Below are 25878 nucleotides of genomic sequence, written 5' to 3' on the forward strand. Positions count from 1 at the left end.
TGACGGCGGCGCAGGTCACGGGGTCAGGGCGGAGGTAGACGCCGTAGCGGTAGGGGTCGCCCGCCGCCCGGGCGAAGCGCGCGTTCCTGGCCGGGACTGTCGACTGAGTGACGGTCACTGGCCGGCCTGCTCTCGGTAGTCCTGGATCTTCTTCGTTGCGGCCTTCTGAGCCGCCTTCAGCGCGCTGTCCAGCGAGGTCTTGCCGCTGAACGCCTGCTGCATCTCCGCTACGACGGCGTCCCGCACGCCCTGCATGGCGCCGCTGAGGCAGCCGGAGGTGGCCGTCGTCGCCGGAGTGCCGTCGAACTGCTTGTTGAGGGCGGCGTACGGCTTGTTCTCTGCGAGGAAGGTCTTCCAGGTGGCCGATTTGTTGACGTCCGTGTTGATCGGGGCGTATCCGGAGGCCTTGGCGAATCGTTCCTGTGCAGGTGCGGAGGCCAGGTAGCTGATCAGCTTCCAGCTCGCCACCTGCTCGGCCGCGCTGTGTCCGGGCCGGTCCACCCACATCGCGGCACCGCCGATCGCGGGCCCGGCCGTGGACGACGACCCCGAGAGGGGGTAGGGCAGCGCGGTGTAGTCCTTCATGCCCGCCTGGTTGAGGCCGCCGATCGCACCGCTGGAGTTGAACATCATGGCCGTCTTGCCCGCCACGAACGCGGACACGGCGGCACTGCCCTCGGTGCCGGTGTCGAGGGCGACGCCGTCGGTGTAGAGCTGGGCGACGGCGCCGATCGCGGCGCGCTGCGGTCCGCTGGTCAGGGACAGCGCTGTGGCTCCGCCCGCCTTACGGCCGTTGTCGGGGGTGCAGTAGGGGACCCCTGCTGCGGCGGTGAGCTGTTCGAACCACCAGCCGTCGAAGGGCTGGTCGAGGCCCTTCACGTCCGCCGCCGCGTGGATCTTGCGGGCGGCGGCTGTGACGCCGGCCAGCGTGCCGAGGGTCGAGCGGTCCACCTTCGCCTCGTCCAGCAGCTTGTCGTTGACGTACAGCATCGGCATGGACGTGTTGAGCGGTACGGCGAGCAGCTCGCCGTCAGCCGTGTAGTAGTTGCGCGCCGCCGGGCGGAGCTTGCCGAGGTCGAGGTCCTTCGGGTTGGCCGCCGCCATGGCCTGCGCGGAGACGGTCTGCCCGGCGTCGCGCAGATAGCCGGTGGTGATGTCGTTGGTGACCATCACACTGGGCGTCCCGCCGCCGCGCACCGCGGAGGTGTACTTGGCGATGGCGTCGGCGTAGCTGCCCTGGAAGGAGGCCTTGACGACGATCTTGCCGCTGTTGGCCTTGTTGAACGCGTCGATCTCGTCCTGCAGGGCCTGCCCGGCCGGGCCGCCGAGGCCGTGCCACAGGGTCACGGTGACCGGGCCCTTGGCGGAGGCGAGCGCGGAGGGGCCGGGGACGGTGCCGTCGGCCTTCCCGCCGTCGGATCCACCGGAGCCGCCACAGGCGGTGAGGGTCAGTGCGGTTGTCAGGCAGGTGATCGCGAGGTGCGCTCGTCTGGGTCGTGCGGGCATGATGGATCCTTCTCCTGTCACGGTTTACACATTTATTGGCGGTATGACGAGTTTGGTCTAGGTGGTGACCCGCGCCGCCAGCCCCCGGACCAGGAACCGCTGGCCGAACAGGACGAGCAGCAGGGTCGGCAGCAGGACGAGCAGGGTGCCGGCGTAGATCACGGCCGGGGTGGTGGCCTGGTCGACGACGAGCTGGGCGAGGCCGACCTGGATGGTGCGCCGTTGCGGGGAGTCGGTGATCAGCAGCGGCCAGAAGTAGCCGTTCCACGCCGACAGCGCGCACCACATCGCCGCGGTGATCAACTGCGGCCGTGCCATGGGCAGTACGACGTGCAGCAACGCCCGCAGTTCGCCGCAGCCGTCGAGACGGGCGGCCTCCCACACCTCCCTCGGCAGCGCGAGGAACGCCTGGCGGAGGAGGAAGACCGCGTAGCCCGCGGCCAGGTACGGGACGACGATCCCGAGCAGCGAGTCGCGCAGTCCGAGCCCGCTGACCGTCTCGAAGTTGGGAATGACCAGGCTCTCCCCGGGGAACGCCAGGGTGGCCAGGACCAGGGCGAAGGCGAGGCCCCGGCCGCGCCAACGGGGGAAGACCAGCGCGTACGCGGCGAGCGCGGCCGTGACCAGCTGGGCGCCGGCCTGCACGGCGGTGGCCCCGACACTGACCAGGTACTGCCGGGCCAGCGGCGCGGAGTCCAGCGCGGCGCGCACGTTGTCCAGGGTCAGCCGGCTCGGTACGGGGACCAGGCGCCCGGCCGCCACGTCCCCCTCGGGCAGCAGGGCGGTGACGACGGTGACATAGACCGGGAAGACGACGACCACGACCACGACGGTGAGCCACACCCAGCGCAGCACGGAGCCGGGGGTGATGCGGCGGCGATTCATGCCCACCTCCGCAACACCCGGAACTGGAGCGCGGTGATCGCCAGGACGAGGAGGAGCAGGACGACCGCCAGGGCGGAGGCCGAGCCGACGTGGGGCAGCGCCTCGCCGAACGCCCGCTGGTACAGCTCGTACACGAGTGTGGAGGTCGAGCCCGCCGGGCCGCCCCGGGTGAGCACCTGGACCTGGGTGAACACCTGGAGTCCGCTGATGGTCTGGGTGACCAGCAGAAAGATGAGGCTTGGCCGGAGCATGGGGATGATCACCGAGCGGGCCAGCCGCAGCCCCGTGGCGCCGTCCAGTGCCGCCGCCTCGATGACCTGCTGGTCGAGCTGGGTCATCGCGGCCAGCAGGACGAGGAAGGCGAACCCGAACTCGTACCAGGCGGTCGCGAGCGAGACCGAAAGGATGGCCAGAGCCGGCGAGCCCAACCACTCCGGTCCGGTGACGCCGACATGCGCCAGGACCCCGTTGAGGGTACCGACCGCAGGTGCGAACAGGCCCGCGAACACGGCTGCCGAGGCCGCTCCCGAGTAGGCGAACGGCAGCGACAGCAGCACGGAGACCACGGCGCGCGGCCGGGCGGCGGCGCGCCGCAGCGGGAGTACGGCGGCCAGTGCGCCGCCCACCGAGAGCAGCACGCTCAGTCCGGCGATCGCCCCCGTGGCGAGCAGTGCCTTTCGCAGCTCGGGGTCGGTGAACACGTCGGCGTACTGGTCGAGGCCGACGAACCGGGTGGGGGCGCCGAGCAGGTCGTTGCCGTACAGACTCAGGACGCCGCCGCGGACGACCGGCCAGTACACGAAGACGAGCAGCAGCCCGACGCAGGGCAGGACCATCAGCGGTCCTGCCAGTCGGCCGGTCGGCCGACCTCGCTTAAGTGGAACGTTCCCAATCACGAGTGGAACGTTCCCATTCGAGTCGGGACGAGAACAGCTCCGTCCGGGTGAACAGCGGGTGAAGAACCGGTCAGTCGATGTCGTCGGCCGTCGGCGATGCGGCGGTCGTGCCCACGACCAACGTGCCGGGCAGGGCCTGATGGTGGTCCGGGGGCTGCTCCCCGTCGAGGAGCTGGACCACCGCGTCCACCGTCCGGCTGCCGATCAGGTCGATCGGCTGCCGCCAGCCCGTCAGCCCGATGAGCGGGGTCGTGAGGTCGCCGATGGCGTCGTAACCGGTCACGGACAGCTGCCCCGGCACGGCCACCCCGCGCAGCCGAAGCTGTTCCAGCAGGGCGATGGCGTGCCGGTCGCTTGGGGCCATCACCGCGGTGATGCCGGGATGCCGCAGCACCTCCGTCGCCCACGCGCCCGCCGACTCCCCCCGTGCCCCCGGGATCTCCAGTACCCGCGCGCCGCGCTTCCGCAGCCGGCCCGCCATGGCCGCCGTACGCGGACCCATCGTCACGGAGCTGCTCATCGGCACCGTGACCACCGCGATCTCCCGGTGCCCCAGTTCCAGCACGTGGTCCGCCACCCCGGCACCGCCCTCTGCCTCGTCGCAGTAGACGCTGGTGATGTTCGGATGGGTCTCCGGGCGCCCCGCCACCACGGTCGGCAGCCGGGCGGCGAACGGCAGGATCTGCTCGCTCGGCAGCATCCCGCTGCACACGATCAGAGCCTCGACCCGCAGCATCGCGAGAGTCTCCAGGGCGCGGTACTCGTCGCTCACCTCGAACCGGCCAGACCCGGTCGCGGTGACCACGCGGTAGCCGTGGAAGGCGGCGCGCTCCTGCATCGCGGTGAGCAGATGGCCGTAGAAGGGAGTCGCCGCGTCCCGTACGAACGCCCCTACCGTGTACGTACGGTGGGCCACCATCGCGCGGGCGACAGCGTTGACGACGTACCCCAGTTCGGCCGCGGCGCGCAGCACCCGCTGCCGGGTCTCCTCTCCCACGCTGCCGCGCCCCGAGATGACGCGGGACACCACGGACTTGGACACCCCGGCCCGATGGGCCACATCTATGATCGTCGGGTTGCGCGGCCGGCCCCTGTCCCGGTCAGTCATCGAGCACGCCCTCCTGTCGCAGGGCCGCGACGGCCGCCTCGCCTCCGGTCCACACATGCGCGCGCCAGCCGTGCGCCCGGGCCGCCTCGACGTTCTCCGGGCGGTCGTCGAAGAACACGATGCCCGAGGCCGCCGCCGCACGGCCGAGCCGCGCGTCGGCGGTCTCGTAGATACGCGCGTCCGGCTTCGCCAGCCCTACGTCGGCGGAGAAGACCAGTTTGTCGAAGCGAAGGCTCCAGGACGCGCGCCGGACGGCTGTGGCCAGCGTCGTCGGCGCGTTGGAGAGGACTCCCAACGGGGTTCCACGGGCGGCGAGTCGGGCGAGCAACCGGTCGGCCTCAGGGGCCAGGACGGCCCAGCACTCGGTGTCGATCCGGTCCAGTCGCTCGACCCATTCCGCGTCCAGCGACCGCCCCAGCCCCGCAGCGACCCCGTGCCAGTATTCTTCGGGGGCGCCCCCGAGGTCGTAGGCGTCGCGGTGGGCCCAGTACGCGGGGGCGAAATCGGACTCGGGCATGTCGAGGGCGTCGGCGAGCGCCGTCAGCGCCCGGCCCGGCGGCGCGAGCACACCGCCGAGGTCCCATACGACCATGGTCGGCGCGTCGCGCCGGATAACTGCTTGGGAACGTTCCACATCGTTGATGATAGCGACTGGGCGGGGTGTTGTGGGTGGGATGGGGCAGGCATGCCTGATCACTCCCCCTACGCCCGCCGACTGCGTGAAATCGCCGACGCGCTCGACGCCGAGTTCCAGCCAGCCGACGACGCTCTTACGCCGCACCCGGACACCCTGAACGTCATCAAAGACCGCCACACCAAACGAGGGCAGCTCAACCACGCCGCCCCTGAAGTTCTTCAGTTCCAGCGCCGAATCCGCCGCTGCAACGCCGACACCGACATCCCTCACGGTGACATCGTCGCTCTCGCCCTTGATGCCTGGCTCCGCGCAAAGGGCTACCCACCAGACCTCAAACCACCGGGGACAGAAAGTCCTTTGGGTGCAGATCTTCTGAGGGTGCCTCGCTGGGGTGATTCGCAGAGGTTCGGGTTGTGGCTGGTCGTGCCGACTTCTACCGTCGCCGGGGTCGAGCCCGCCGTGAGGGGTGCGGGTGCTGAGCGAGGGTGGCTGTGGTGTGCCGTCGTTGATGGAGGCGTTGGAGGCCAGGCGGGTTGAGGTGCTGGGCCAGACCGAGCGGCTGCGTGAGCAGATCGCTGGTCCGTCCGAGGAGTTGTCGCAGGCCGAGGAGCGGCTGGCGCGGTTGCAGATCGCGCGGGAGACGGTGGAGGAGGTGCTGGCCGCGCCGTCTTCTCCGGTGCCGGGCACGGACGCGGGTGAGGGCGCCGGCGGGGTCGCCGTGGCGATGGTGAAGGCCGAGGCAGAGCTGGATGTGACGGTGATGTCGCCGGAGTACCGGGAGATCATCGCCCTGTTCGCGACCTCGGGGGCGGCGATGCGCTGCAAAGAGGTCTGCCAGCACCTGGGGCTGGGGACCCAGCCGCGGCATGTGGAGGGGATGCGCTCGAAGCTGAAGCGGCTGGTGGAGCGCGGGATTCAGGCCGAGCCTTCGCCCGGGCTGTTCAAGGTTGACGGCAGGAAGCAGGGGTGGTGAGCGTGGTGGGGGTCGGCCCAGAGCGCGCTCGCGGAGTGTGAGGATGCTTTCGCAGGGTGTGTCCCAATAGGGGCCTTGCCGTCAGGCGCCATCACGGTTCAGACCGCCCGATCGGGCAGGTGCCAGCCACCCAGCACATCACCACGCGGGAGGCGGACCAGCATGACGACCAGACAGCGCAGCACCTCTTCCACCAGCACAGACCCGCCCGCGTGGGGCGAGGTCGTCCTGGGCGTGGACACGCACGGCGAGGTTCATGTCGCCGCAGTGGTCTGCCCACTGGGCCAGATCCTGGGCACCAAGTCCTTTCCGGCCACGGCGGTCGGATACCGTCAGTTGCTCGCCTGGGCCTGCAAGTCGGGAGTAGTGCGGCGGGCCGGGGTGGAGGGGACTGGTACCTTCGGCGCGGGCCTGTCGCGCTACCTGCTGGCGCAGCAGGTCGTGGTGTTCGAGGTGAACCGGCCCGACCGCTTGGCCCGTCGGCTGCTTGGGAAGTCGGATCCGCTCGATGCGCAGGCTGCCGCGCGGGCCGTGCTCAGCGGTCGCGCCAGGGCCCGCGCCAAGACGGGCGACGGTCCTGTGCAGAGCGCCCGGATGTTCAAGATTGCCAAGGATTCTGCGGTCAAGGCCCGCACCCAGGCGATCAACCAGCTCAAGGCCGTTCTGGTCGTAGCCGACCCGGTCCTGCGGGAACGGCTGTCTGGCCTGGGCAACCGCGAACTGTTCCGCACCTGCGCACGCCTCAGTCCGCGCGAGGGCGAGGCCGGCGGGAGCGATGAGGACCCTGTAGCCGAGGCCACTCTCATGACGCTGAGCATGCTGGCTCAGCGCATCGAGCAGCTCACCGGGCAGATCGATGAGTTGAATCAGCGACTGACAGGGCTCGTTGAGCGCCAGGCCCCGCAGCTGCTCGCGCAGGTGGGTATCGGCCCGGACTCCGCTGTCACGCTTCTGATCACCATGGGCGACAATCCCGAGCGTCTGGGCAGCGAGGCGTCTTTCGCCGCTCTGTGCGGAGTCAGCCCCATCGAGTACTCCTCGGGCGGCCGGAGCTCGCGCCGGCTCAACCATGGTGGCGACCGGCAGGCGAATGCCGCTTTGCACCGTATCGTGTTCACCCGGCTGCGCCACGAACCGCGCACCCAGGCGTACTACGAACGCCGCACCCAGGAGGGCAAGACCCGTCGTGAGATCATCCGATGCCTCAAGCGATATGCCGCCCGCGAGGTCTTCAACCTGGTCAGGACGGTCTCTACCGACCCCCCGTTATAGGGGCGTCCGTGAACTGGTGAGGATCACCTGCAGCTCGGGTCGTGCCTTGACTGTTCTGCGCAGGTAACGGACCAACGAGTGCTGTAGCTGAGGGTGGAGATGGGCTTCAGGCTCCTCGATGATGACCGTTGCGTGGAATGGGGCGGTGGAGAAGAAGGAATCTTCCTCGGAGGCCGCCTCAGCTTGTGCTTGCGCCAGGTTCTCGAACGCCTGCCGCGCCTGCACCTCCTCGGACGGGGGATCGTGATCGACGCTCTCTGATGGGTTCGTCGGGGCGAGGGGGATCTCGGTGGAATCAGGTATCGCAGCCAACGTCACAGCAATATGCAGCAGGTTGACGTACCCAAGGCCCGAGACCTCCAGAGGGCGGGCTGCGGAGCGGCCTTCGATCACAGCGAGCATGATCTCCAGGACGCGAGCGAGATAGGTGTCGTCAATGACTTGACCGCGCACGTAGGGCCATTGTGGGCTCACGCCGGCGGTCAGTCTGCCCAGCTGTTCGCCGATGCGAGCCTCAACGGCGTCGATCAGACTGTCCTTGGCGAGATCCTCCAATAGCCGGGAGGCACGGGCTCGTAGAGCCACCAGGTTGCGGCTGCCGTGGAGTTCCTGCTGCCGTGCGCGGAGTAGCTCCACCAAGATGCGCGCCTCGCGGCGGGCGAGCTCGTCCAGCGGATGACGCCATGCGGGCAGATAGATCAGCTTGAACTGGTCGATTTTCCGGGCGAGGCCGTGGCTGCTTGTCAGGCGCGAGGTGACGGTTCCCAGTTGTCGGTGAAGGGAGACACTCCAGGATTCAGCTTCGCGACCGAGCCGTCGATGCGCTGTGGTGTGTATCTCGCGGCCGAGGCGCCCCTCGGCATCCAGGTCGTCGGCCAGGGTGTACGCGATGTCTATGCTGCGCTCGACGCCGATATCTGGCGGTGCCAGCGCGGCTGACGTCGGTCTTGGGAGCACCGGAAACCGGTTCCCTGGGTGTGCAAGGTAGAGAGCGTCCGTGAGGGTCGTCTTGCCCGCGCCGTTCGGCCCGATCATCACGCTGAACCTGCCGGGAAGGTCGCAACTTATTGGCGTCTCTGCGCTTGCGCGTAGTCCGCTCACTTTGACGCGACTCAGATACATGGCAGGCCCCCGATCGACTCCGTCACTCTGGCAACATCATCGCTCAGCGGTCTGCTTCGCTGCCCAGAATCCCCTTGCCCAGCTGGATCTGCCTTTTGGCTCGGCGGTGTAGCGGCGCTGGCTGGGCGTATGACGAGGCTGCTCGACTGAAGGCGTAGACCGTACCCGGAGGAGGGCGACCGAGCGGCTCTCGTCTTTCAAGAGCCGTGGCTGGTGGACTTGGTTGACCCTTCACGGACTTTCCGCCGGCAGGCCGGGCAGGCGTGGTGGCCGCCGACACGAAGAGGCCCTGCCGGTTTGCTCCGGCGGGGCCTCTTCGTGTGGTGGTCAAGATGCTCTGAGGGTTCCTTCGTGGGCTCCGTTGTATTCGGGCTCGCCGCTGTCGAGCACCCGAAGCAGGGACGTGGTGACGACCCGCGTGCAGCGGCCGATGCGGAGCACGCGGCACGGAAACTTCCCCTGGCGAACGAGGTCGTAGCCCTTCGCCCTCGAGAATCCGAATGCCTTGGATGCTTCCTCCACGCTCCCTGTCCCGCCCCAGGTGGCACGGATGTGCGTGGGGCTGTACCGGGAAACCTCTATCGCGCTGTTCTGTGTATGCATGTCTGGGTGTTGGGCCCTTCTCAAGACGGGTTTCTGTGGCGGAAATATCCCTGAGCCTGCTGGCGTTTCCCTCTGGCATCGTGGTCGTGCAGGGGGAATGGTGGGCCTGAAGCTGTTCAACACGCAAAGCGGCGTGACCGAGGTCGTGCCGCGTCTGGCTGAGGTCGAGGAGGACGTACAGGACCTCGTCGAGGCGCACATGGAGAAGATGCTTGGCGTCACGTTCCTTGCGAGCGAGTACGTCATCGACTGTCTCGACGGCGGGCGGATCGACTCGCTGGGCCTCGACGAGAACGGTGCACCCGTGATCGTCGAGTACAAGCGCGGCACCGACGCCGGGGTGATCAACCAGGGCCTGTACTACATGGCCTGGCTGACGAACCACAAGGACGCCTTTCGGAGTCTGGTCCGCGACCGGCTCGGGGTGACGGCAGCGTCCCAGATCCTGTGGAGCGCACCGCGGCTGATCTGTGTGGCCGGCGACTTCACGCGCTACGACGTCCACGCCGTACGTGAGCATCGGCGCTCGATCGACCTGGTGCGCTACCGGTACTTCGGAAGCGACCACTTCGGCCTTGAGACGGTGGCCTCGGTCACCGGGCACTCGGCCAGGGCCAAGCGGGTACGCCGCCGCGTGGCCGGGGCGTCGCCGGTTCGGCACCAGGGCGGTGCGATAGCCGAGCTGGCTGCTGCGGTCGACGAGGTCCTCGTCGGCCTCGGCGACGGTGTCACCAGGGTGCAGCGCAAGCAGTACCTCGCCTATCAGCGGCTGCGGAACTTCGCATGTCTCATCCCGCCCCAGCAGACCAAGGTTCTGGTCTACCTGAAAGCGGATCCGACGGCAGCCGATCTGGCGCCCGGTTTAACCCGGGATGTGACCGGGCTCGGCCACCATGGCACGGGAGACCTGGAGGTTCAGCTGCGCACGGAGCGGGACCTGGAGCGCGCTCAGGACCTATTCCGGCTCAGCTACGCCGCGGCGTGAAAGCGCAAGGGCCCCCAAAGCCGTGTGCGCTTTCCAGGTGAAGTTGTGGTTGGTCGTGATGCTGCCTTTCGACGTGGCGGTCAGGTAGTGGCGGTGGAGCTATAAGTATTCGGTGGATCCCCGGTTTCGGTAACCGGGGATCCACCGCTATATTGCCGTCCGCTCAGAGCTCGGCGTACTCACGCAGGGCTGCGAGGAACACCGTTGTGTCCGCGCGTGCGGGCCCAAGACCCTTGCGGATTCGGGCGCTCTGCTGGATCACGAACGCTCGCTGCTTGTCGGGGAGATGGTCCAGCACGGTTCGGTGCAGACCGCGGCGAGGTGGTTGCGGGAGCCTGCCCAGCACCGGCATCCCGTGGCGGGCCAGTTCCATGTCCACCGTGGTGTCGAAAGAATCCGGGTCGTGCTGATCGTGTGCGTACCAAAGGAGCAGGCCGGTCATCGGGATATCGGCGAAGGGGATTCTCGCCAGGCGATGGTGAAGCCAGGCGACTGCGGACTCAGCAGGAGTAAGTGCGATGGTGCGGCGCTGTAGTTCCCCGGCGTCCATCCTGGTGATCTTGGTCGTTCTCGGCAAGTGTCCGTCGGCGACGATGAGGTGGTCATCGGCCAGCGGAGAGAATGCCTGCAGGGGCAGGTCCACCCAATGGCGCTTGACCAAGATGATGTGGTCGAATGCCGCGCGCGCCCGGGTGATGTCGGCTTCGAGGTCGCCGTGCACGTAATTGGCCTCGCCCTTGAACATGGCGCCGGCACCGCCGGTCAATCGTGCGCGTTGCCACGCGGCTGTCGCACTTCCGTCCTGGCTCCGGCTGCTGTCCACTCTGAGTACCAGCGTGTTCAGGCCCTGGTGAGCCCAGGCAGCGGCGAGCTGCTCGGCGGTGTCCAGCGGGCCGTCTCCCCAGGGATCGATCAGCTGGAGGACGTGCCCAGCGCGGCCCTCACCGCCGGCGTCTGCCGAGGGGGAGCGTTCGGTGAGGAACGTCGCAAGGACGTGAGAGCGGGCGCGGCCTGGGCGCCGAGCGGGGCGGGTGTCCTCGCTGTACACCGTTTCGACTGTGAGGCGCATCGAGTCGAAAGTCTGGACGCATTGCCGCTGGCTGCAGAGGTGTCCGTCGATGTCCGCTGTTAGTCCTGGTCCAGCTACCGACTCTGCGAGTGCCGTGGCTACGTTGTCATCGTGCAGACGGGCGTCCTGCGTCAGCCTTCGCTGCACCGTCCACCTCAGGCCCGATCCGTGCGACTCACTGGTGAACGTCACCTTGCTCCCGGCGGCCATCGACTCCCATAGATGCAGGCGGCGCAGCAGTGCGCTGGCCAGGCCGGGGCACACGGCGTGTGGGTCCACGGGCTTGGCCGCCTTGCTCCTCGTTTGCGCGGTGCGGCTGGGACGCCGGGGCCGCGACGTTGGATCGTGCGGGGTGTCTTTGGTCCACAACGGAACGTGCTGTCGGCCCTCCACCGCTTCGCGGTGCGCCTTCAGTACGGCGGCAAAATCGCAGCCCTGGGGGCCCAGAAGGGTCACGCGACCGGCGCCGGTCCTGCCCAGGAGCAGCTCGATACCCCGGCTGCCAGCGAGGGCCCGCAGATCCAGGACGCCGTGCCGGGACCTGCGCCTGTCCCGGTAGGGAAGCAGGGGCAGCAGCGAGGCGAGAGGCTGAGCCGATTCCAGGCGTAGCACCAAGTGGCCGGCGTAAGGGACGACTTCACTGATGCCCAAGGGGTGGCGGCCTTGTCCCTCGCCGAGGGCTTGCAACAGGTGGGATTCCAGCCTTGCCTGGTCGCCGGCCTTGGCGACGGGCAGCGGCTCGGACCAGTCCCGAAGTTCGCCCAGGCGGCGCCGAGTCGCTGTCAGGGACTCGCCTGTGAGCTGGCGTCGGACATCGACGATGTACTGCTCGATGAGCATCACGCTCTCCCTTTTCTCTGCCCCGACCCGGCAGAAGGCGCGTGAAGATCAGAATCTAAGGCTGTGTGCGGGCAATACGCGAGGAGGTGTTGTCCGTCGGTGTCAGGGTCGGTTCGTGGCACTCGGAATTGGCCGCCTCGTACAGCCAGGTAGGAAGAACGGAACCGTACCGGCCGCTGCTCATGCAAGCTCGGAGTGCGAGATGAGGAAATGCCACCCCGAAAGGATTACGGCCGGTTGGCTCAAACAAGGGGGCGGAGCAGGCATCTGACCGGTTCACGAGGTCGGCCGAGTGCGGCTCTCCGCTCAGTGGACCGGCGAATCCGGCGGGGTGACTGGCGACTGCTGTCGGTGAACTCTGAAAGCTGACCCACTGCTGGTCTGCGAAGTCGGACCCCCGGTCCGTTAGTTGATGTTGTTCATTCCCCGGTGTTGGCGGGTGGAATCCGTCCGAGGTCACGTCCGCGCATGCGGTAGGAGTCGCCCTTCAGCGAGATGACTTCGGCGTGGTGGACGAGCCGGTCGATCATCGCGGCGGCGACGGTGTCGTCGCCGAAGACCTCGCCCCAGCGCCCGAAGGGCTTGTTGCTCGTGACGATCACGGATGCGTGTTCGTAGCGGCCCGAGATGAACTGGAAGAAGAGGTTCGCCGCTTCCGGTTCGAAGGGGATGTAGCCGACCTCGTCCACGATGATCAGCGGGATCCGGCTGAGGCGGGTGAGCTCGTCGGCCAGGCGGCCGGCATGGTGAGCGTCGGCGAGGCGGGTGACCCACTGGGCGGCGGTCGCGAACGCGGTGCGGTGGCCTGCCTGGCAGGCCCGGATCCCGAGGCCGGTGGCCAGGTGGGTCTTGCCGGTCCCGGGCGGCCCGAGGAAGATCACGTTCTCCTTCCCGGCGACGAAATCCAGGGCCCCGAGGTGGGAGATCGACTCCCGTTTCACCGACCTTTGGTGGTCGAAATCGAAGTCCTCGATCGATTTGCGGGAGGGGAACCGGGCGGCCCGGATGCGGCCCTCGGCGCCGTGGGAATCGCGGGCGGCGACCTCACGCTGGAGACAGGCGGCGAGGTATTCCTCGTGGCTCCAGCCCTCGGAACGGGCCCGCTCGGCGAGCCGGGCGGCGGCATCCCGCAGGGCCGGCGCCTTCAACGTGCGGGTGAGGTAGGCGAGTTCGGAGGTGACATCGCGGCCACTCTTCGCGGCCTTCGTGTTGGTGCTGGTCTGGGTCATGATGCGACTCCGTCTCCCGTCGTCAGCCCGCCGTCGATCACTCCGAAGATCCGGTCGTAGGTGTCCAGGGGCCGCTGTTCGACCTCGAGCTGGTCAGCCGGAACCGGCCGGCGCCGGGCCCGCTCGCGTCCCGTTGCCGCGGCGGCCGCGTGGGTGGGGTCGGTCAGTGACTGGTGTCGGGCCCAGCAGCGGGCATGACGGGCGACCTCGGTGCCCTCACAGAACGCCAGGACCTGGTCCAGGTCGGCCTTCACCTCGATGCGGCGGCCGATCGCGAGGGGGTGGATCGAGTAGTCGTTGGTGTCGATGCGAACGTAGTGATCGCGCGGAAGCCGCAAGCTGGACCGCCACCAGCCCGGCGGATCGACCGGCGGAACGGGCAGCATCCGGGCGGTGTCCGCGTCGATCCGGTCCGATGGCCGGGCCTGCAGAGTGCGGTGGATGCGCCGGTTGGCCTTGCTGAGCCAGTCGGCCAGCTGGATGTTGAAGTCGGTCGGCGAAGCGAACACCCGGCCAGGCAGGAAGCTGGTTTCCAGGTAGCCGTTCGCCCGCTCGACCAGCCCCTTGGCTTCCGGATCACCGGGACGGCACTGGATGATCCGGATGCCCAGGAGACCGGCGAACGCCGCGAAGTCCTCGGTGAGTTGAGGCCGTCCGCCCCGCCAGGAGCCGACGGCGCCCTCGTTGTCCCAGACCAGGGCCTTCGGGATCGCCCCGAGGCCGGTCAGCAGCCGCCAGTGCCCGGCGATCAGGTCGGCCGCGGACTTCGTCGGCAGCATCCTCGCCATGATCCAGCGCGAGTAGCCGGCCACGATCACCAGCACCGGCGGACTGGCCGTCTGCCCGAAGCCGAGCGGGATCTCCGCGGGCGGGAACCACAGGTCGCACTGGGCCAGTTCGCCCGGCTCATAACCCGTGCGCGAGACCGGGTCCGCCGCCCGATAGACCGGCCTCAGTTCACGGACCCGCTTCTTGACGACCTCATACGAATGCTGCCAGCCGATCCGTTCCGCGATCACCGTCGCCGGCATCTCCGGGAACTTCTGGAGCAGTTCACGGATCTGCGGCTCGACCGCATCCACGATCGAACCCCGCCGTTCCCGCTGGTACTTCGGCGGCGCGTTGCCCGCCAGGGCTCGCCGGACCGTGTTCCTCGAAACCCCCAGATGCCTTGCGATCGCCCTGATCGGCATCTGCTCAGAACGGTGCAGCCGGCGGATCTCCGCCCAGTCCTCCACGTCGATCACCCATCCTCCCGGCCTGACTCAACGAGCCAGACCCTCGAAGGGGGTCAACTTTGCGAGACCGCCACCGGTCCACTTTTAAGAGACCGCCGACAGACTGCGATCCCTACGGTGATCCCAGTCCGCAGAAGCCGGCGAGGACGCTCGGGGACAGGCCAATTGTGAATCCCGTGCGGGGCATGCGGCGGACGATGGCCTGCCAGAGCTCGGGCGCAAGGCTGGAGGGAGGCCGTTCCACCGTGGCCCGGAGGTCGAGTACGGCCGTCTTGCCGGCGTCCTGGAGGACGAACTGCTGGTCGCTGCCGTAGTTCTCGTCGGTGTCTCCGCGGAACCTCTTAAGGAGGAGCGGCAGACCGCAGACGGGGTCCACCAGGGCCGCCACGATGTTGTGCGGCCCCGGTCCCTGCTCGCGGGCATGGGAGGACCGCAGGACCATCCGTGCCACGTCGAAGGCCGCGCCGTCATGGCCGTCGGCCATGAAGGTGTTGGCGACGGTGTGTAGGAGAGCAGCGCGCCGGAGCAGACCGCTGCCCAACCAGGCCCCGCGCCGTGTCACCTGTACGTAGTGGTCATTGGGGTCTTCCCAGCGAGCGTGGTGCGCCTGCTCCGCCGACGTCCACGTGCGTGGCGAGGAACGCCAGCACAACTGCATGCTGTCCGGGTCGATCCACTGGGAGAGCGCTCGTGCTTCGGCGGTGCGCCAGACAGTTGCTGGGAGCCCGGTCAGTCGCAGGCGGGCCGGCTCTCCCAGGACCTGCAGCTCGATCGCGGTCCGGTCGCGGCGTGTGATGCGCAGGCCGGGGACGCCGTGTACTTCGTGATCGGAGACGTACGACGGCAGGAGGTTGAAGAGGATTTCAGCCGCTCGTTCTTCGCTCTCCACACCGAGGGCGATGCCGTCTGGCTCGGGGTGGACCGCAGTGATCCCCAGGGGGTAGCGGGTGTAGACGTTTCGGTACTCCAGGAGTGCGACGAACACGCGGGCCTCAAGGAGTCGTTGGGCCGATGACGCCGCTGCCGGAATCGGGGATTCACCGGTTTGCAGGGCATCGACTGCCCGGCGGGCCTGTTGGACGCTCTCGCCCGTGTAGTGGCGTCGGAGCAAGGCAACGTCTAGGTGCAGTACGTTCATGGGTCTCCTGCACGTCTCGGCCCAGGACGTACGGAATCGAGATCCAGTGGGATGCACGCAGGTTCGATGGGTGACCGGTTCACCCGAGCCTGGAGATCAGGGCCGAATCGTTCTCCGGGGAGCGGTGGTCGAGCCGCGGTTGCATGGTAGATGACGCGCCACTCTCCGGCGCTGTGCTGGCACGTTCCTGGGCAGCGATCACCTGAAAGGAGGACAGGGGCGAACGCCTGGGCCTAGCGTCTATCGGATCTTCTGCCACGGGCGGACATCAGCGCGTGAACTGTGGGAGTCACTCGGCCATGGCGGCTTCCACGTCGTCGGCGTGCAGCGCTAGTGCCTGTCCGAGTGCTGATCGGCCCTGGCCGCCGGGCTCGGAGGCATACAGGACTGCTTGGGCGTGCTGAACGATGACCGGCATCCGGTAGTCGTCACGGCTTTCGGGCCTGCTGACCAGGGACAGTAGCTTCGTGAGGATCTCGCGGGTGTCGGGAGAGTGCGGGGTGCGCGCGGCGCGGTCCGCGACGCGGTCGGGAAAGCTCACGTCCGGGTTGATCGTGACTGTGCGCAGTGTGTATTTCAGCCATTGATCGTGGTCGAGACCTTCGGCGAAGGCGAAGTGCCCGGCTCCGCGCAGGTGGCCCCCCGGTGTGCCGGTCGCCAGGTCCAGGACCTGCTCCCAGAGTGCCAGTCCGCGTGTGTGCAGGATGTGTTCGCTGCGGTCAGCGGGCAGCGCTCGGGCGACGTCTCCCAGTAGCTTCGACACGGCTTCGGGGCCGCCGTTGCCGTCGGACAGATCGGCGAGGAACGTCAGATCGAGTGTCTCCGGGAGTGAAGGAGCGTCATCGCGAACCGGTTGAAGATCGGCTGTGGCGCATCCGTTCGAAGATAGTGCGCGGTCTTGGCGGGGTCGATGCCGCCGATCACGGCGCAGTCGTGGGCGGAGAGTCGTTGCAGGTACAGCAGCCACGACCGGACGGGGGCGTTGCTGGAAGCGAGGTCGAGGAGGGTGTCCTGGTGGGCGATGTACCACGGCTCGGCGTACAGGCGCAGCGGAGTGAGGGCGGCGCCGACGACTGCCAGGGCCCGGTCGTCGGCACGCTCCGTGAGGATTTCGGTCATCAGATCGGCGGCGGCCGTCGGCAGTTCGCCGTCGGACGCGGCCCGGTACACGGCCCACTGGATGAGGGCTACCAGCGCCATGCCCCCGGACGTCGCGGCGGCGGTGACGTAGGCATCCTCCGGTTTCTGGATGGGCTGGCTCCAGTCCCGGGCGGAGGCCACGAGCCAGGTGACGACCTCGGTCTCGTCGAGACCGGGATCGATGCCGAGGGACCAGGCGTCCTTGAGGAGTTGGCAGGTGGTGCGGCGTGCCCGCTCGTTGAGGTCGGGATCGGAGCTGCCGGCGCCTCCACGCAGCTGAGTGATCAGCTGCCAGGCGGCGGCGCTGGCAGCCGCGGCGCGCGGGCCCTGGGGGTCGATAAGGCCAGCGGCTTGGCGGGCCGTACTGATTGCGCCGAGGAAGACGGTGCGCAGGTCGAACGTGCCGAGCGCTTCCACGACGGCGCCGATGTCGGTGGCCCATGCATCGGCGTCGGCGTAGACCGCCTCCTCGAGCAGCCTGAACTCGGTGCGCTCGAAGTAGTTACCTGGTGTGGGAGGGCGCGACGCGAGCACGGCTGCCCTATGGATAGGGCCGTGCTGTTCGCACATGGTGCGGAACTCAGCTGAGGCTTCCGCATCGTCGTCCGGAAGCGCAAAGCCTGAGATCACCGGTTTGCTGATGGTGTGCGGCGGCCCGAAGTACTCGGTCAGCAGATCGACCACGGGCTGCCAGGGCGTCAGGGCGGCGGCGGGCAGCACCTCGGAAAGTGCCCAGATGGTCCGCCACGCGGAGGGCACCTGCGACTTCCACTCCGGGAAGTCACCGCCCGACTCGAGTGCGTCGAGCACTCGCGCGAGCCGAGTGTCACGGTCGTCGCACTCGGCGCGCGCCGCTTGGAGGGCGGCGGCGTCGGGGACCGGTCCGAACCCGTCGCGCAAGGCCGCAGCGAGATCGTCCTGGTATTCCGGCCCGCACCTCTCGACGACCGTCCGGACGAATGCGGCAACGTCTGGGGTGGGCACCGGCATGGCGTCGAGCCGGGCGAGAACACTGAAGGCCGCCGCCCACCACTGCGCCTCGTCCGGCTCGTCGCCAGCGACATCCAGCAGGTGAACGGCCATCAACCGGTCACGCTCCCACCCGCCCAGCGCGTCCGGTGTCCATGCGCGTGTTCGCGCTGCCAGGTCCAAGCCCCGGTCACGCTGGGCGCGTGCGACCTCCAGGCAGGCTGCGGCGGCCAGCCAGGCACCGGTCAGCGCGCGGCTTCCCGAGAGGCCGGGAGAGCGCAGGTCGTCCCTGATCTGCAGATCGCCTCGGGTTCCGTCGACCGCGAGATGGGCGGACAGCACGTCGATCAAGGCGTTGCCCACCGTGGCGGCCAGCGGCGCGGTGGCGCGGGCCGTCTCCTGAAGCTGCTCCAGGCCGCTGCCGATGTCCCAGGAATCGATCGGGGACGCCCCAGCACCGGCAACCAGGACCTGTCTGACCAGATCCACCCACTGCGCGTCGCGCTGCTGCAGGTCGACATCCAGCGCCCAGAAGAGCACCTCGATGCGCAGGCCGTGGCCCCCCTGCCGCTGGACGATGCGTGCGACCAGTGGCGTCGCATGCCCGGTCAGATACCGGCAGAGTCGCATCAGCCTCACAGCGGCCCGCGGTCCGTTCTCGCTGATCTCGTCCAGGTGCGGCAGGAGCCACTGCGTCAGGCGGGCCGGGTCCTCGGTGGCCAGGTGCTGGAGGTACGGTGCAGCCGGCCAGCGGTCGGCTTCCGGCAGGAGGCGCGCGGAGGCGAGCCTCTCCAGCCACTCCCACCCGGTGAACCTGCTGAACAGGTAGGTCGTGGCCGACGGGTGGTGCAGTTGGTTGACTTCCTGCACTTGTTCGGCGGTAGGCGAGGTGACGGCGCCGAGCGCCACCCAGCGGGCTGCCTGGTCCGGCAGGGTCAAGACAAGCTCACGGATGACCATGAGGACGTCGTGCAGCAGCTTCACTGCATCCGATGCCCCAGTACGGGTTGCGGCATGAATGATCTTGGAACCGCTCTGGTAGTAGTCGGACCATGCCTTGAACGCCTTGAGCTCACCGGCCCCGGGCTCCCGGCCAGTCAGCTCCCGGACCAGTGCGGTGGCCTGCTGGATGCGCTGTGACCCTTGGTCGTTTTCCATGTCCAACAGGTGCGCGTACGCGGCGCCGACCGATGCCAACTGCCTGTCGAGGACCGCGTGCTGGCGAAAGCCTGGGGCGACGCGAACTGCGTGGAGTTCCCGCAGCGCCGCGGAGAGGGGATGCTGCCCGGTGAGGTGCACCGGTACCTGCTCCAGTCCGTCCAGTGCGTCGACAACTCGTCTCAGCGCCTCCGCGTGTGGCGCGGGGTCAGGCAGCGCGGCCTGATAGTGGGTGCGGGAGCGGTGCAACGAGACCAGCGCCTTGTTGAGGTCACTGTCAGTAGGTAGCTCGTCGGGGTAGGCGGAGAGTGCGTCCAGGGCGGCGAGCAGGCGATCCAGAGGCTTGGTGACCGTGCGCGCGCCGTCCGGCTGGAAGATCTGCTTGAGCGCCTTCTTGAGGTCGTTGCGCGCTGCCAACAGTGCCTTGTGCTTGGTGCCGCCGAGGTTCATGAGGCACTCGATCGCAGTGCGGCAGGTGGCCTGCGCGATCACATACGGCCGGTGGTAGCGATCGGGATGACAGAGCATGTCGTGGGCGTCGCGCAGCAGGCCCAAGGCCAGGTCACCCTCGCCTTCCGAGCCGAGACCTCGCAGACGTTCTGCGAGCAGAGAATCCTCAGCCAGTAGAGCAGTGTCGTCTGCCGAAGGCCGGGCCGGTTCAAGCTCACGGGAATCCACGTCGGGCACGGTAGCGAGCCCGGATGCCTGGAGCTACTCGTTTCGTTCGCGGCCACGGCCAGGGTTGATGTGGAGTGCGGCGGGTACCGCACTCACCGTCCGCCGTCCGTCGGCACCTTTGGTGCTGCCACGCCCTGCTCTTGTGGGGCGATGCCCAGTTCCTCCCGGTCGGTCCTGCGTTCGGCACCTGGGCCCGAGCGGCGGGCCGGTTGTTGAGGATCCTGGTGTTGCCACGCCTTTCGGGTGAGCTCGGCCGCGGACGGCCGGGCCCGGTAGTGGGGTCATCGGTGGGCGCGCGGGCCGAGTAGTGCGGGCTGGGGCGGCGGGCCGGTCGCGCGGGGCGGTTGCCCGCGTCGTGTCGGCTGGCTTTCGGCGGGAGCGGGCGGGGGTGCAGTGGCGCGCATCCAGCGGGTACGCAGGGAGTTGAGGTCGGCCAGGGCGCGGCGGCTGCCGGTGACGAGTTGGTGGGGGGTGTTGGCGAGGTCGTCGGTGTAGGCGGTGATCCGAGCGGCGACCGTCTGGGCGCGGGCGAGGAGAGCGCGTTGGAGGATCTTCTCGCCCCAGTACTCGGGGGATCCGGCGGGCGTGGAGACCAGGGCCATCAGGTCTTTGGGTGTGAGGGTGCCGGTGAGCAGGCCGCGGTGCTGGGCTTCGTCGAGGACAGTGATGGGGTCGACCATGCCGCCGCGGTGGACCAGCGAGGTGATGGACTGCCAGAGCGCGGCGTGCAGCGGCAGCAGGAAGTCCGCCTCGGTCAGCCACCGCATCTGGCGGACCTCCGCCGGGTAGGCGGTGGCGGTCGCAAGGAGGAGGCGCTCTTCGTCGAGGTTCTCCTCGCCGGCCTGCCGTGGGACCTCCGCGGGGAGTGGCGTTCGGGGAAAGGAGCCGGGGTGCGGGGCGAACTGTTCGGCGAGGGCGTCCAGGACGCGGCCGATGTCGTCGGCCATGCCGAGCGTCGCGGCGGCCCGGTTGGGCAGGCCGGGGTCGATCGCGGTGGACGCGAGGCGCTCGGCGTGGGCGCGCAGAACCCTGCGGGCATTGTCGGCGCGGATCATCCTGGCGTACGCCGCCGCATGCTTGGGCTGCGGGCAGAACTGGATGAGGGTGTGCAGGTAGGAGGCGTTCAGGGCGGGAGCGTGCGGACGCGCGTGCTCCAGCACGGCGTTGAGCCAGGCGGTGTCCTTGGCGTGGTCGGCTGGGTCGGGCGGCGGGAGCGTGCGGATCGCGGTGAACAGCGCGGCGTGGGTGTGGCTGTCGAAGTGCTGGGCGATCAGGGGCTCGGTGTCGGCCAGACGTACAGGTTCGAGGAGGAGGGCGCCGAGCAGGGCCTGCTCGGCGTAGTGGACCGGCTTCGGCGCCGGCACGCGGTCGAGGTCGTCGTCCTCGTCGGGTTCGGGGGTGTGGGGCATCAGGCGGTGAGGGTGAAGTCGTAGGGGTTGAAGGGCTTGTTGAGGTGTGGGGCGAGCAGGTGGGCGGCCAGACGCGGGGGGACGGCGTTGCCGATCTGCGAGAACATCTGGCCCTTGTTGCCCTGCCACGGGTAGTCGGCGGGGAAGCTCTGCAGCACGCCCGCTTCCCGGGCGGTGATCTTGATTGGGGCCGGCGCCGCTCGCTGCTCGTCGTCCGGAAGGCCGGAGGCGGGGTCGGCGACCCAGGTGCACTCGTTGGCCCGGTGGCCGAAGAACAGGGTGCCGGCGGGCTCGTCGGCCCGGCGCACGGTGGCGTTGGACTGGTTGTTGCTGCGCAGTGACCACGACCAGCGGTGCGTCTCGGCGGCGAACGTGGGTGCCGGAGCATCCGCGGGGCGGTTCTCGCCGGGCCGGGCGGCCCAGCCGGAGCTCTCCCTGCGGGAGGCCAGGACGAATTCGGCGTCGGGGTGGGGTGTCCAGGTGCCGCGGTCGCGGGCGTCGGTCAGGGTCTTGCGCGAGCCGGAGGGGAAGGGTTCGGGCCCGCCTCCTGGTCCGCCGCCCGCGCACACGGTGGGCACGGGACGGTCGGTGGCGCCCCATCCCAGGGCTTCGGCCATGGACACCCAGCGGGCGCGGCCGGGCCCGAAGAGTGATTCCGGTTCGGCGGACTGCGCGTGGGTGGGCGGCGGCGGTGCGGCGGTGCGGGTGCGGGAGGCGAGCAGGATCGCCCGCCGCCTTGTCTGGGGGACGCCGTAGTCGGCGGCATTGAGGAGGCCGGTCCACACGGAGAATCCCCAGGTCCGCAAAATCGCCGCGTACTGCCGCCACAGGGGCAGGACATCGGGAACTTCCTCCATGAGCACCCACTCGGGCTCGCCCACCAGGTTCAGAGCGTGCAGGTAGCGCATGGGCTCGGCGGCGAGGAGCGAGCGTGTGTCCGCGCACACGCCGAGCAGCCGCTCACGGGTGTCGCGTCCGGCGGCGAGGTCGGCGACGGCTTGGTGAACGAGGGGCTGGTCGACCAGACCGAGGCGCTTGCCCGCCATGCTCCATGCCTGACAGGGAGGGGAGGCGATCAGCCCGAGGATCCGGCCGGAGAAGATCCACGCCGGATAGCGGGCGACATCGGTGCGGATCGTCAACTGCCCGGCCCTGGTCCGGGTCTTGCAGGCCCACTCGTCCCACTCCAGGCCGATGTCTCGCGCGCCGAGGATGGTGAGTGCGTGGCTCCAACCGCCGGGTCCGGCGAACAGGTCCAGAATGATGCGTCTCAAGAAGCCAGCCCGAAGTCGTCCTGCACCGGCTCGACTTCACCCCGGCAGGCCCAGGGCGAGCAGCCGTCGGCCACACCGTTTTCCAGCTCCTCGACCGCGGCGGCAGGGTCGTCGATTTCCTGTCGGCGCGCTGCCCACTCGGCGGCCGTGACGTGATCAATGGGGGCCTGGGAGAGCGGCACGCGGGAGCGGTACAGGAACGCCTGGCCGAGCAGCCGGTTGCCGGCCGCGTTGGCGCGGGCGTTGCCCTGGCGGATGGCCGCATCGAACGCCACCATATCCGCCCATTCCTGCGGGCTGGTGTCCCGGATATTCCGCCACTGCTGATTTCCGTGAAATGGACAGCCCGAGCAACTCGATTTTGGCGTTTCCGCCAGACCGATAGAGGCCAGGTATCGGATGCAATCAGCTCGTGACCAGTTGAGGTCGGTGAGTGGGTGACGGTTGCGCATGTACTTGACGTCGGCATCCTTGGCTCGGTGGAATTCATCGGTGGAGATGCCTACCCACTGCTCGACGAACACGCTCTTTGGAATGCGCTTCGGGTAGGGGTATCCGAGGAGTTCCCGGACCTTCTTCTTTATCGGTTTGATCTTGTATTCCCCGGTGCATTGGCGCCTGGTCATGCCCTGTTTCCCGTCCTGGTTGAGGATGTAGAGAGGCATGGAGGCAAATCGATGCTCCGGGTCGAGGGCGTCGTCGCGAATATTCCCGGACGTGACACGCAGCATGGTTATTCCGGCGGGTTCGGCGATTTCTCTTTCGAGGCGGTTCAGGTGGCTGTATACGGCTGCTGGCTCCCAGCCGGTGTCGGCGAATATCGCGTAGTCGACCTTGGGAAGGGCGCCTGCGGCGGACAGGGCGAGGAGGGCGCTGGATTGAACTCCCGCGCCCAGGGAGAGGGCGCGGAACTGAGGCTGATTGGAAATGGGAAGTCCTGAGTGTGACGGGTGCGGATGTCGGACCTCAACGGGACTCGTTCGCAGGCAGGTTGACGATCGTGAGCGAGACGCGCGGGATGGCCTGACAGGGCGGGGGTGGCATCGAGCAGATCGGTGGCCGACTCGACGTACTGCTGGGGCGAGGGACGGAGGAGGACGAGCGGCTCGTGTGTGGCGTGGGCTCGACGGCGCTGGTTCTCTACGGCGCGGGCAAGCGCCGCGCTGAGTTCGGCGCCCGCGTCCTGGGCGGCTGTGACGATGTGTGCGGCGCGGTCAAAGGGCAGCAGGTGCGCCCCGTACGACATCGCCCTCGCGCCGGCCGCCCAGACCCACTCGGACGCGGGGCGTCGGTGGGCGTGAGGTCTCCTGAGGATCGGGTGCGGGGGTCAGCGGGTCCGGCCGGCGGCGGCCTGGGGCAGGGCCGCTGCGGGCCGCGCCGTGGTGGGTGCGAGGAGCTTGGGTCGGCCGAAGGAGGCGGCGAGATCACGGCAGCCGTCGGGGGTGAGGTGGACCCGCTCGTCGGTGAGCCACAGCGGGCACTCCTCGCGGGCCACGAGGCCGCGGGCCTCCAGAGCGCGCACAGTACTGATCGTCACGCGCAGGTCGTCGGCGCGGACATAGGGCTTGTTGTCGGCGATCGTCACCTCGCCGCGTGCGACGGCGCGCAGCGCGGCGTCCTGGGCCGCGGTGAGGACGGGTGGCTGGTGCGGGAGCGAAAAGCCCCGGCGAAGCCGCTCGGCGACATACGCCTCGGCGGCCGTGAGAGCGTCGTCGGCCCCGAGCGCGGTCAGATCTCTGACGAGCGTGAGGCGGCTGCCCGCCTCCCCGAGGGCCTGCTGGCCGGTCAGCACGACCAGGAGCGAGTCGTCGAGCTCGACGGGGAGTCCGGCGCGCGTGTTGTCGAGGATTTCGGCGGCGTCCAGGAGGTGATCGGCGCTGTCCGTGGCCAAGTGAGCGAGCTGACGCACGCGTGCGTACACGGAGCGGATCACGGGGCTGTGGTACATCCGCTGGGAGTTGAGGGTGTCCACGATGTCCAGCGCCGCCCGGGCCAGGCGCTGGGCGGCGTCGGCCTGGGCAGCGAGGAAGGTCGAGGGGCCGGGACCGTTGATCCGGTGCCGCACAAGGGCGTCGTTGTACCGGGTGAAGTCGGCACCCAAGAGCAGGAGTTGTTCGGCAGGGGCGGTGGAGGCGGTGTTCTGGGGCAGGGGGGTTCCGTTTCGGGGCGGCGTCAGCGGCGGCGTGCAGCGGCGCGGTCCAGCTGGGTGAGGGCGTGATGGACGTGCGGGTTCACCGAGGCGCCGCGGACAGGGGTGGTCAGGGCGCTGTCCGCGTGCCATGTGCTGAGGGGAACATCGGCGTAGGCCCGCTCCACGGCCAAGGGCGCGGCCAGGTGGGCGAAGAAGTTGCGGACGAGCGCCTCGGGGGTGTCCTGCGTGAACGTGGCCAGCGGCTCGTTTTCGTAGTAGAGGTGCTCGACCTGCCAGGAGATGTCCTCGCCGGGCGTGTGCCGCAGGCTGCAGTACAGGTCGGGTGAGGTGAGAATGTCGCCGTCGGCGGACCAGTCGTTCAGCTCGGCGAGCTGCTCCAAGGGCGTGTCTGTGATCGGGATCCTCTCGGCGTGCCAGGCATCGCCGAGCAGCTGAGGCAGTGCCTGGGTGACGGCGGCGACCGCCTCCAGGGGCGCCTGCCTGCTGAACATCACTTCCCAGAACGGCTCATGGTGGGCAACGGTGACCCACCGACCGAGCGGGTGAAGCGGGTTGAAGTCGAGGAACATGCTGCCGTCGGGGCTGTCGATCCTGATGTGCCCGGAGGCGGCGTCGTGCTCGTGGCGCCAGCCGAAGAGGTGGATGAGGGGGCCGATCACGTCGGCGATCCGGTCTCCGGCGCCTGACATGTACCGAGGCGAGACCATGACCCGGTCGTCGTGCGTGTACGGGTTCACCGGCGTACCCCCTGTCTCACCGCGACCTTGGGCGGGGCGGTCGCGGCGGCGGTCAGCGCGGCGTGCGGCGTGGCTTGGCCAGGGCGCGCTGGCCCTGCTCGGTGACGGTGATCTTCTGCCCGTGGTACAGCGAGGTGCTGGTGTCGGCGGTGACCATCCGGTGCTTGGCCAGGGCCCGATAGGTGGCGATGGACACGCGGGCACCGTCGTCGGTGGCTACGCGTGTGACGCCCAGTCCGCGTTGGGAACTCTCATACAACCGTGCGCCGCCCAGGAAGGACGTGAGGGCGTCGTACTGGGGGCGGGTGAGGTCTGGCACGGTTGTCTGCTGAGCAGGCGCCGCCTGGTGCTCCTGTACGGATGACAGGTCTTCGGTGATGCCGTGGGCCAGGTAGTGGCATCCGATCGCGCTCAGGTCGAGCTGGTGGGCGGCGTCATCGAGATGGCCGGTCATCTGCGGAATGGCCTCGGCGTGCCGCGCGGTACGCACCGCCTCGTCGTCGGCCGGATATCCGGCGAACTGCTGGCCCTCGTAAGGGTTGGCGAGCAGCGCGTGGGCGAGGTCGGTGCCGGCCAGCGACGAAGAGGACACGACCGAGGCCAGCAACTCCAGGCTGGCGCGGCTGCCGGCGATGTTGGTGTACGCGCTGTTGTCGAGCGCGGTCAGACGCACCAGGGCGGTGGCCGTCAGGTCCTGTGCCGTGAGCAGGAGCGGGCTGATGCGGCGCAGCGCGTCCGTGCCGGGGGTGTAGGAGACGTCGCGCACGCGGGCGCGGAGGGCTTCGAAGTCCCGGGCCAACTGGCGAAGCTGGCGGACTTGTTCGTGCAGGTCGAGTTGGGGCGTGGGGATGGGTGACTCC

General features: G+C 68.8%; 22 protein-coding genes. 4 read left to right on the plus strand and 18 right to left on the minus strand.

Going from position 1 to position 25878, the window contains the following annotated elements; genetic code table 11:
* Window positions 1-114: 114 nt before the first annotated feature.
* The 5 genes from IG08_RS0138600 to IG08_RS0138620 all read right to left on the minus strand — a co-directional run bounded on the left by IG08_RS0138600 (window position 115) and on the right by IG08_RS0138620 (window position 5029).
* Window positions 115-1506 carry an extracellular solute-binding protein gene (locus IG08_RS0138600; protein ID WP_030614148.1) on the minus strand — a complete coding sequence of 464 codons (1392 nt, stop codon included), beginning with the start codon at window positions 1504-1506 and terminating at the stop codon, window positions 115-117.
* Window positions 1507-1563: 57 nt separating this feature from the next.
* Window positions 1564-2391, minus strand: coding sequence for a carbohydrate ABC transporter permease (locus tag IG08_RS0138605; RefSeq protein WP_052425029.1), 828 nt, complete (start codon window positions 2389-2391; stop codon window positions 1564-1566).
* Window positions 2388-3227, minus strand: coding sequence for a carbohydrate ABC transporter permease (locus IG08_RS0138610; protein ID WP_043456291.1), 840 nt, complete (start codon window positions 3225-3227; stop codon window positions 2388-2390). The genes IG08_RS0138605 and IG08_RS0138610 overlap by 4 nt, the downstream gene beginning before the upstream one ends.
* Before the next feature lie 130 nt (window positions 3228-3357).
* On the minus strand, window positions 3358-4395 hold the full coding sequence (locus IG08_RS0138615) for a LacI family DNA-binding transcriptional regulator (protein ID WP_030614157.1): 1038 nt from the start codon (window positions 4393-4395) through the stop codon (window positions 3358-3360).
* Window positions 4388-5029 (minus strand): HAD family hydrolase, encoded by a 642-nt coding sequence (locus IG08_RS0138620; RefSeq protein ID WP_158812317.1) that lies wholly within the window; start codon window positions 5027-5029, stop codon window positions 4388-4390. Before IG08_RS0138620 ends, IG08_RS0138615 begins: the two co-directional genes overlap by 8 nt.
* Window positions 5030-5080: 51 nt before the next feature.
* On the opposite strand from IG08_RS0138620, the gene IG08_RS61745 reads away from it, so the two are divergent.
* From IG08_RS61745 to IG08_RS0138630, 3 genes are all read left to right on the plus strand, one after another.
* Window positions 5081-5569, plus strand: coding sequence for a hypothetical protein (locus IG08_RS61745; RefSeq protein WP_234343061.1), 489 nt, complete (start codon window positions 5081-5083; stop codon window positions 5567-5569).
* On the plus strand, window positions 5505-6005 hold the full coding sequence (locus IG08_RS0138625) for a hypothetical protein (protein ID WP_052425030.1): 501 nt from the start codon (window positions 5505-5507) through the stop codon (window positions 6003-6005). Before IG08_RS61745 ends, IG08_RS0138625 begins: the two co-directional genes overlap by 65 nt.
* A 162-nt stretch (window positions 6006-6167) precedes the next feature.
* Entirely contained in the window at window positions 6168-7277 is a 1110-nt protein-coding gene (locus IG08_RS0138630; RefSeq protein ID WP_030614180.1) for an IS110 family RNA-guided transposase, read from the plus strand.
* On the opposite strand, the gene IG08_RS0138635 is transcribed toward IG08_RS0138630, so the two are convergent.
* On the minus strand, window positions 7272-8312 hold the full coding sequence (locus IG08_RS0138635; RefSeq protein ID WP_158812318.1) for an AAA family ATPase: 1041 nt from the start codon (window positions 8310-8312) through the stop codon (window positions 7272-7274). The genes IG08_RS0138630 and IG08_RS0138635 overlap by 6 nt on opposite strands.
* 787 nt (window positions 8313-9099) lie before the next feature.
* On the opposite strand from IG08_RS0138635, the gene IG08_RS0138640 reads away from it, so the two are divergent.
* Window positions 9100-9987: a DUF5655 domain-containing protein gene (locus IG08_RS0138640; protein ID WP_030614185.1), complete on the plus strand. Its 888-nt coding sequence runs from the start codon at window positions 9100-9102 to the stop codon at window positions 9985-9987.
* 163 nt (window positions 9988-10150) lie between these two features.
* Here IG08_RS0138640 and IG08_RS0138645 read toward each other — a convergent pair whose 3' ends face one another.
* From IG08_RS0138645 to IG08_RS54795, 12 genes are all read right to left on the minus strand, one after another.
* Window positions 10151-11896: a hypothetical protein gene (locus IG08_RS0138645; protein WP_030614188.1), complete on the minus strand. Its 1746-nt coding sequence runs from the start codon at window positions 11894-11896 to the stop codon at window positions 10151-10153.
* Window positions 11897-12315: 419 nt separating this feature from the next.
* On the minus strand, window positions 12316-13125 hold the full coding sequence (istB, locus tag IG08_RS0138650; protein WP_030614191.1) for an IS21-like element helper ATPase IstB: 810 nt from the start codon (window positions 13123-13125) through the stop codon (window positions 12316-12318).
* Window positions 13122-14372, minus strand: a complete 1251-nt coding sequence (gene istA / locus IG08_RS0138655) for an IS21 family transposase (protein WP_030614194.1) — start codon at window positions 14370-14372, stop codon at window positions 13122-13124. The genes istB and istA overlap by 4 nt, the downstream gene beginning before the upstream one ends.
* A 103-nt stretch (window positions 14373-14475) precedes the next feature.
* A complete protein-coding gene (locus tag IG08_RS0138660; protein WP_030614197.1) occupies window positions 14476-15348 on the minus strand; it encodes a hypothetical protein in 873 nt (290 codons plus the stop codon).
* Between the two features lie 442 nt (window positions 15349-15790).
* Entirely contained in the window at window positions 15791-16264 is a 474-nt protein-coding gene (locus IG08_RS0138665) for a hypothetical protein (RefSeq protein ID WP_030614200.1), read from the minus strand.
* Between the two features lie 44 nt (window positions 16265-16308).
* Window positions 16309-19446: a hypothetical protein gene (locus tag IG08_RS0138670; RefSeq protein WP_158812319.1), complete on the minus strand. Its 3138-nt coding sequence runs from the start codon at window positions 19444-19446 to the stop codon at window positions 16309-16311.
* 281 nt (window positions 19447-19727) lie between these two features.
* A complete protein-coding gene (locus IG08_RS0138680; RefSeq protein WP_063757814.1) occupies window positions 19728-20855 on the minus strand; it encodes a DnaB-like helicase N-terminal domain-containing protein in 1128 nt (375 codons plus the stop codon).
* Entirely contained in the window at window positions 20855-22120 is a 1266-nt protein-coding gene (locus tag IG08_RS0138685; protein WP_030614209.1) for a DNA cytosine methyltransferase, read from the minus strand. Before IG08_RS0138685 ends, IG08_RS0138680 begins: the two co-directional genes overlap by 1 nt.
* Before the next feature lie 5 nt (window positions 22121-22125).
* Window positions 22126-23025 (minus strand): adenine nucleotide alpha hydrolase family protein, encoded by a 900-nt coding sequence (locus IG08_RS0138690; RefSeq protein WP_078655902.1) that lies wholly within the window; start codon window positions 23023-23025, stop codon window positions 22126-22128.
* A gap of 431 nt (window positions 23026-23456) precedes the next feature.
* The gene (locus tag IG08_RS56480; RefSeq protein ID WP_078655903.1) at window positions 23457-24230 is read right to left on the minus strand and encodes a hypothetical protein; all 774 of its coding nucleotides are present in this window, start codon (window positions 24228-24230) and stop codon (window positions 23457-23459) included.
* 71 nt (window positions 24231-24301) lie between these two features.
* Window positions 24302-24970: an SPDY domain-containing protein gene (locus tag IG08_RS0138700; RefSeq protein WP_234343062.1), complete on the minus strand. Its 669-nt coding sequence runs from the start codon at window positions 24968-24970 to the stop codon at window positions 24302-24304.
* Between the two features lie 100 nt (window positions 24971-25070).
* Window positions 25071-25817 carry a hypothetical protein gene (locus IG08_RS54795; protein ID WP_234343063.1) on the minus strand — a complete coding sequence of 249 codons (747 nt, stop codon included), beginning with the start codon at window positions 25815-25817 and terminating at the stop codon, window positions 25071-25073.
* Window positions 25818-25878: the final 61 nt, after the last annotated feature.

The organism is Streptomyces fulvoviolaceus (assembly GCF_000718165.1).
GTDB classification, from domain to species: Bacteria; Actinomycetota; Actinomycetes; order Streptomycetales; family Streptomycetaceae; genus Streptomyces; species Streptomyces fulvoviolaceus.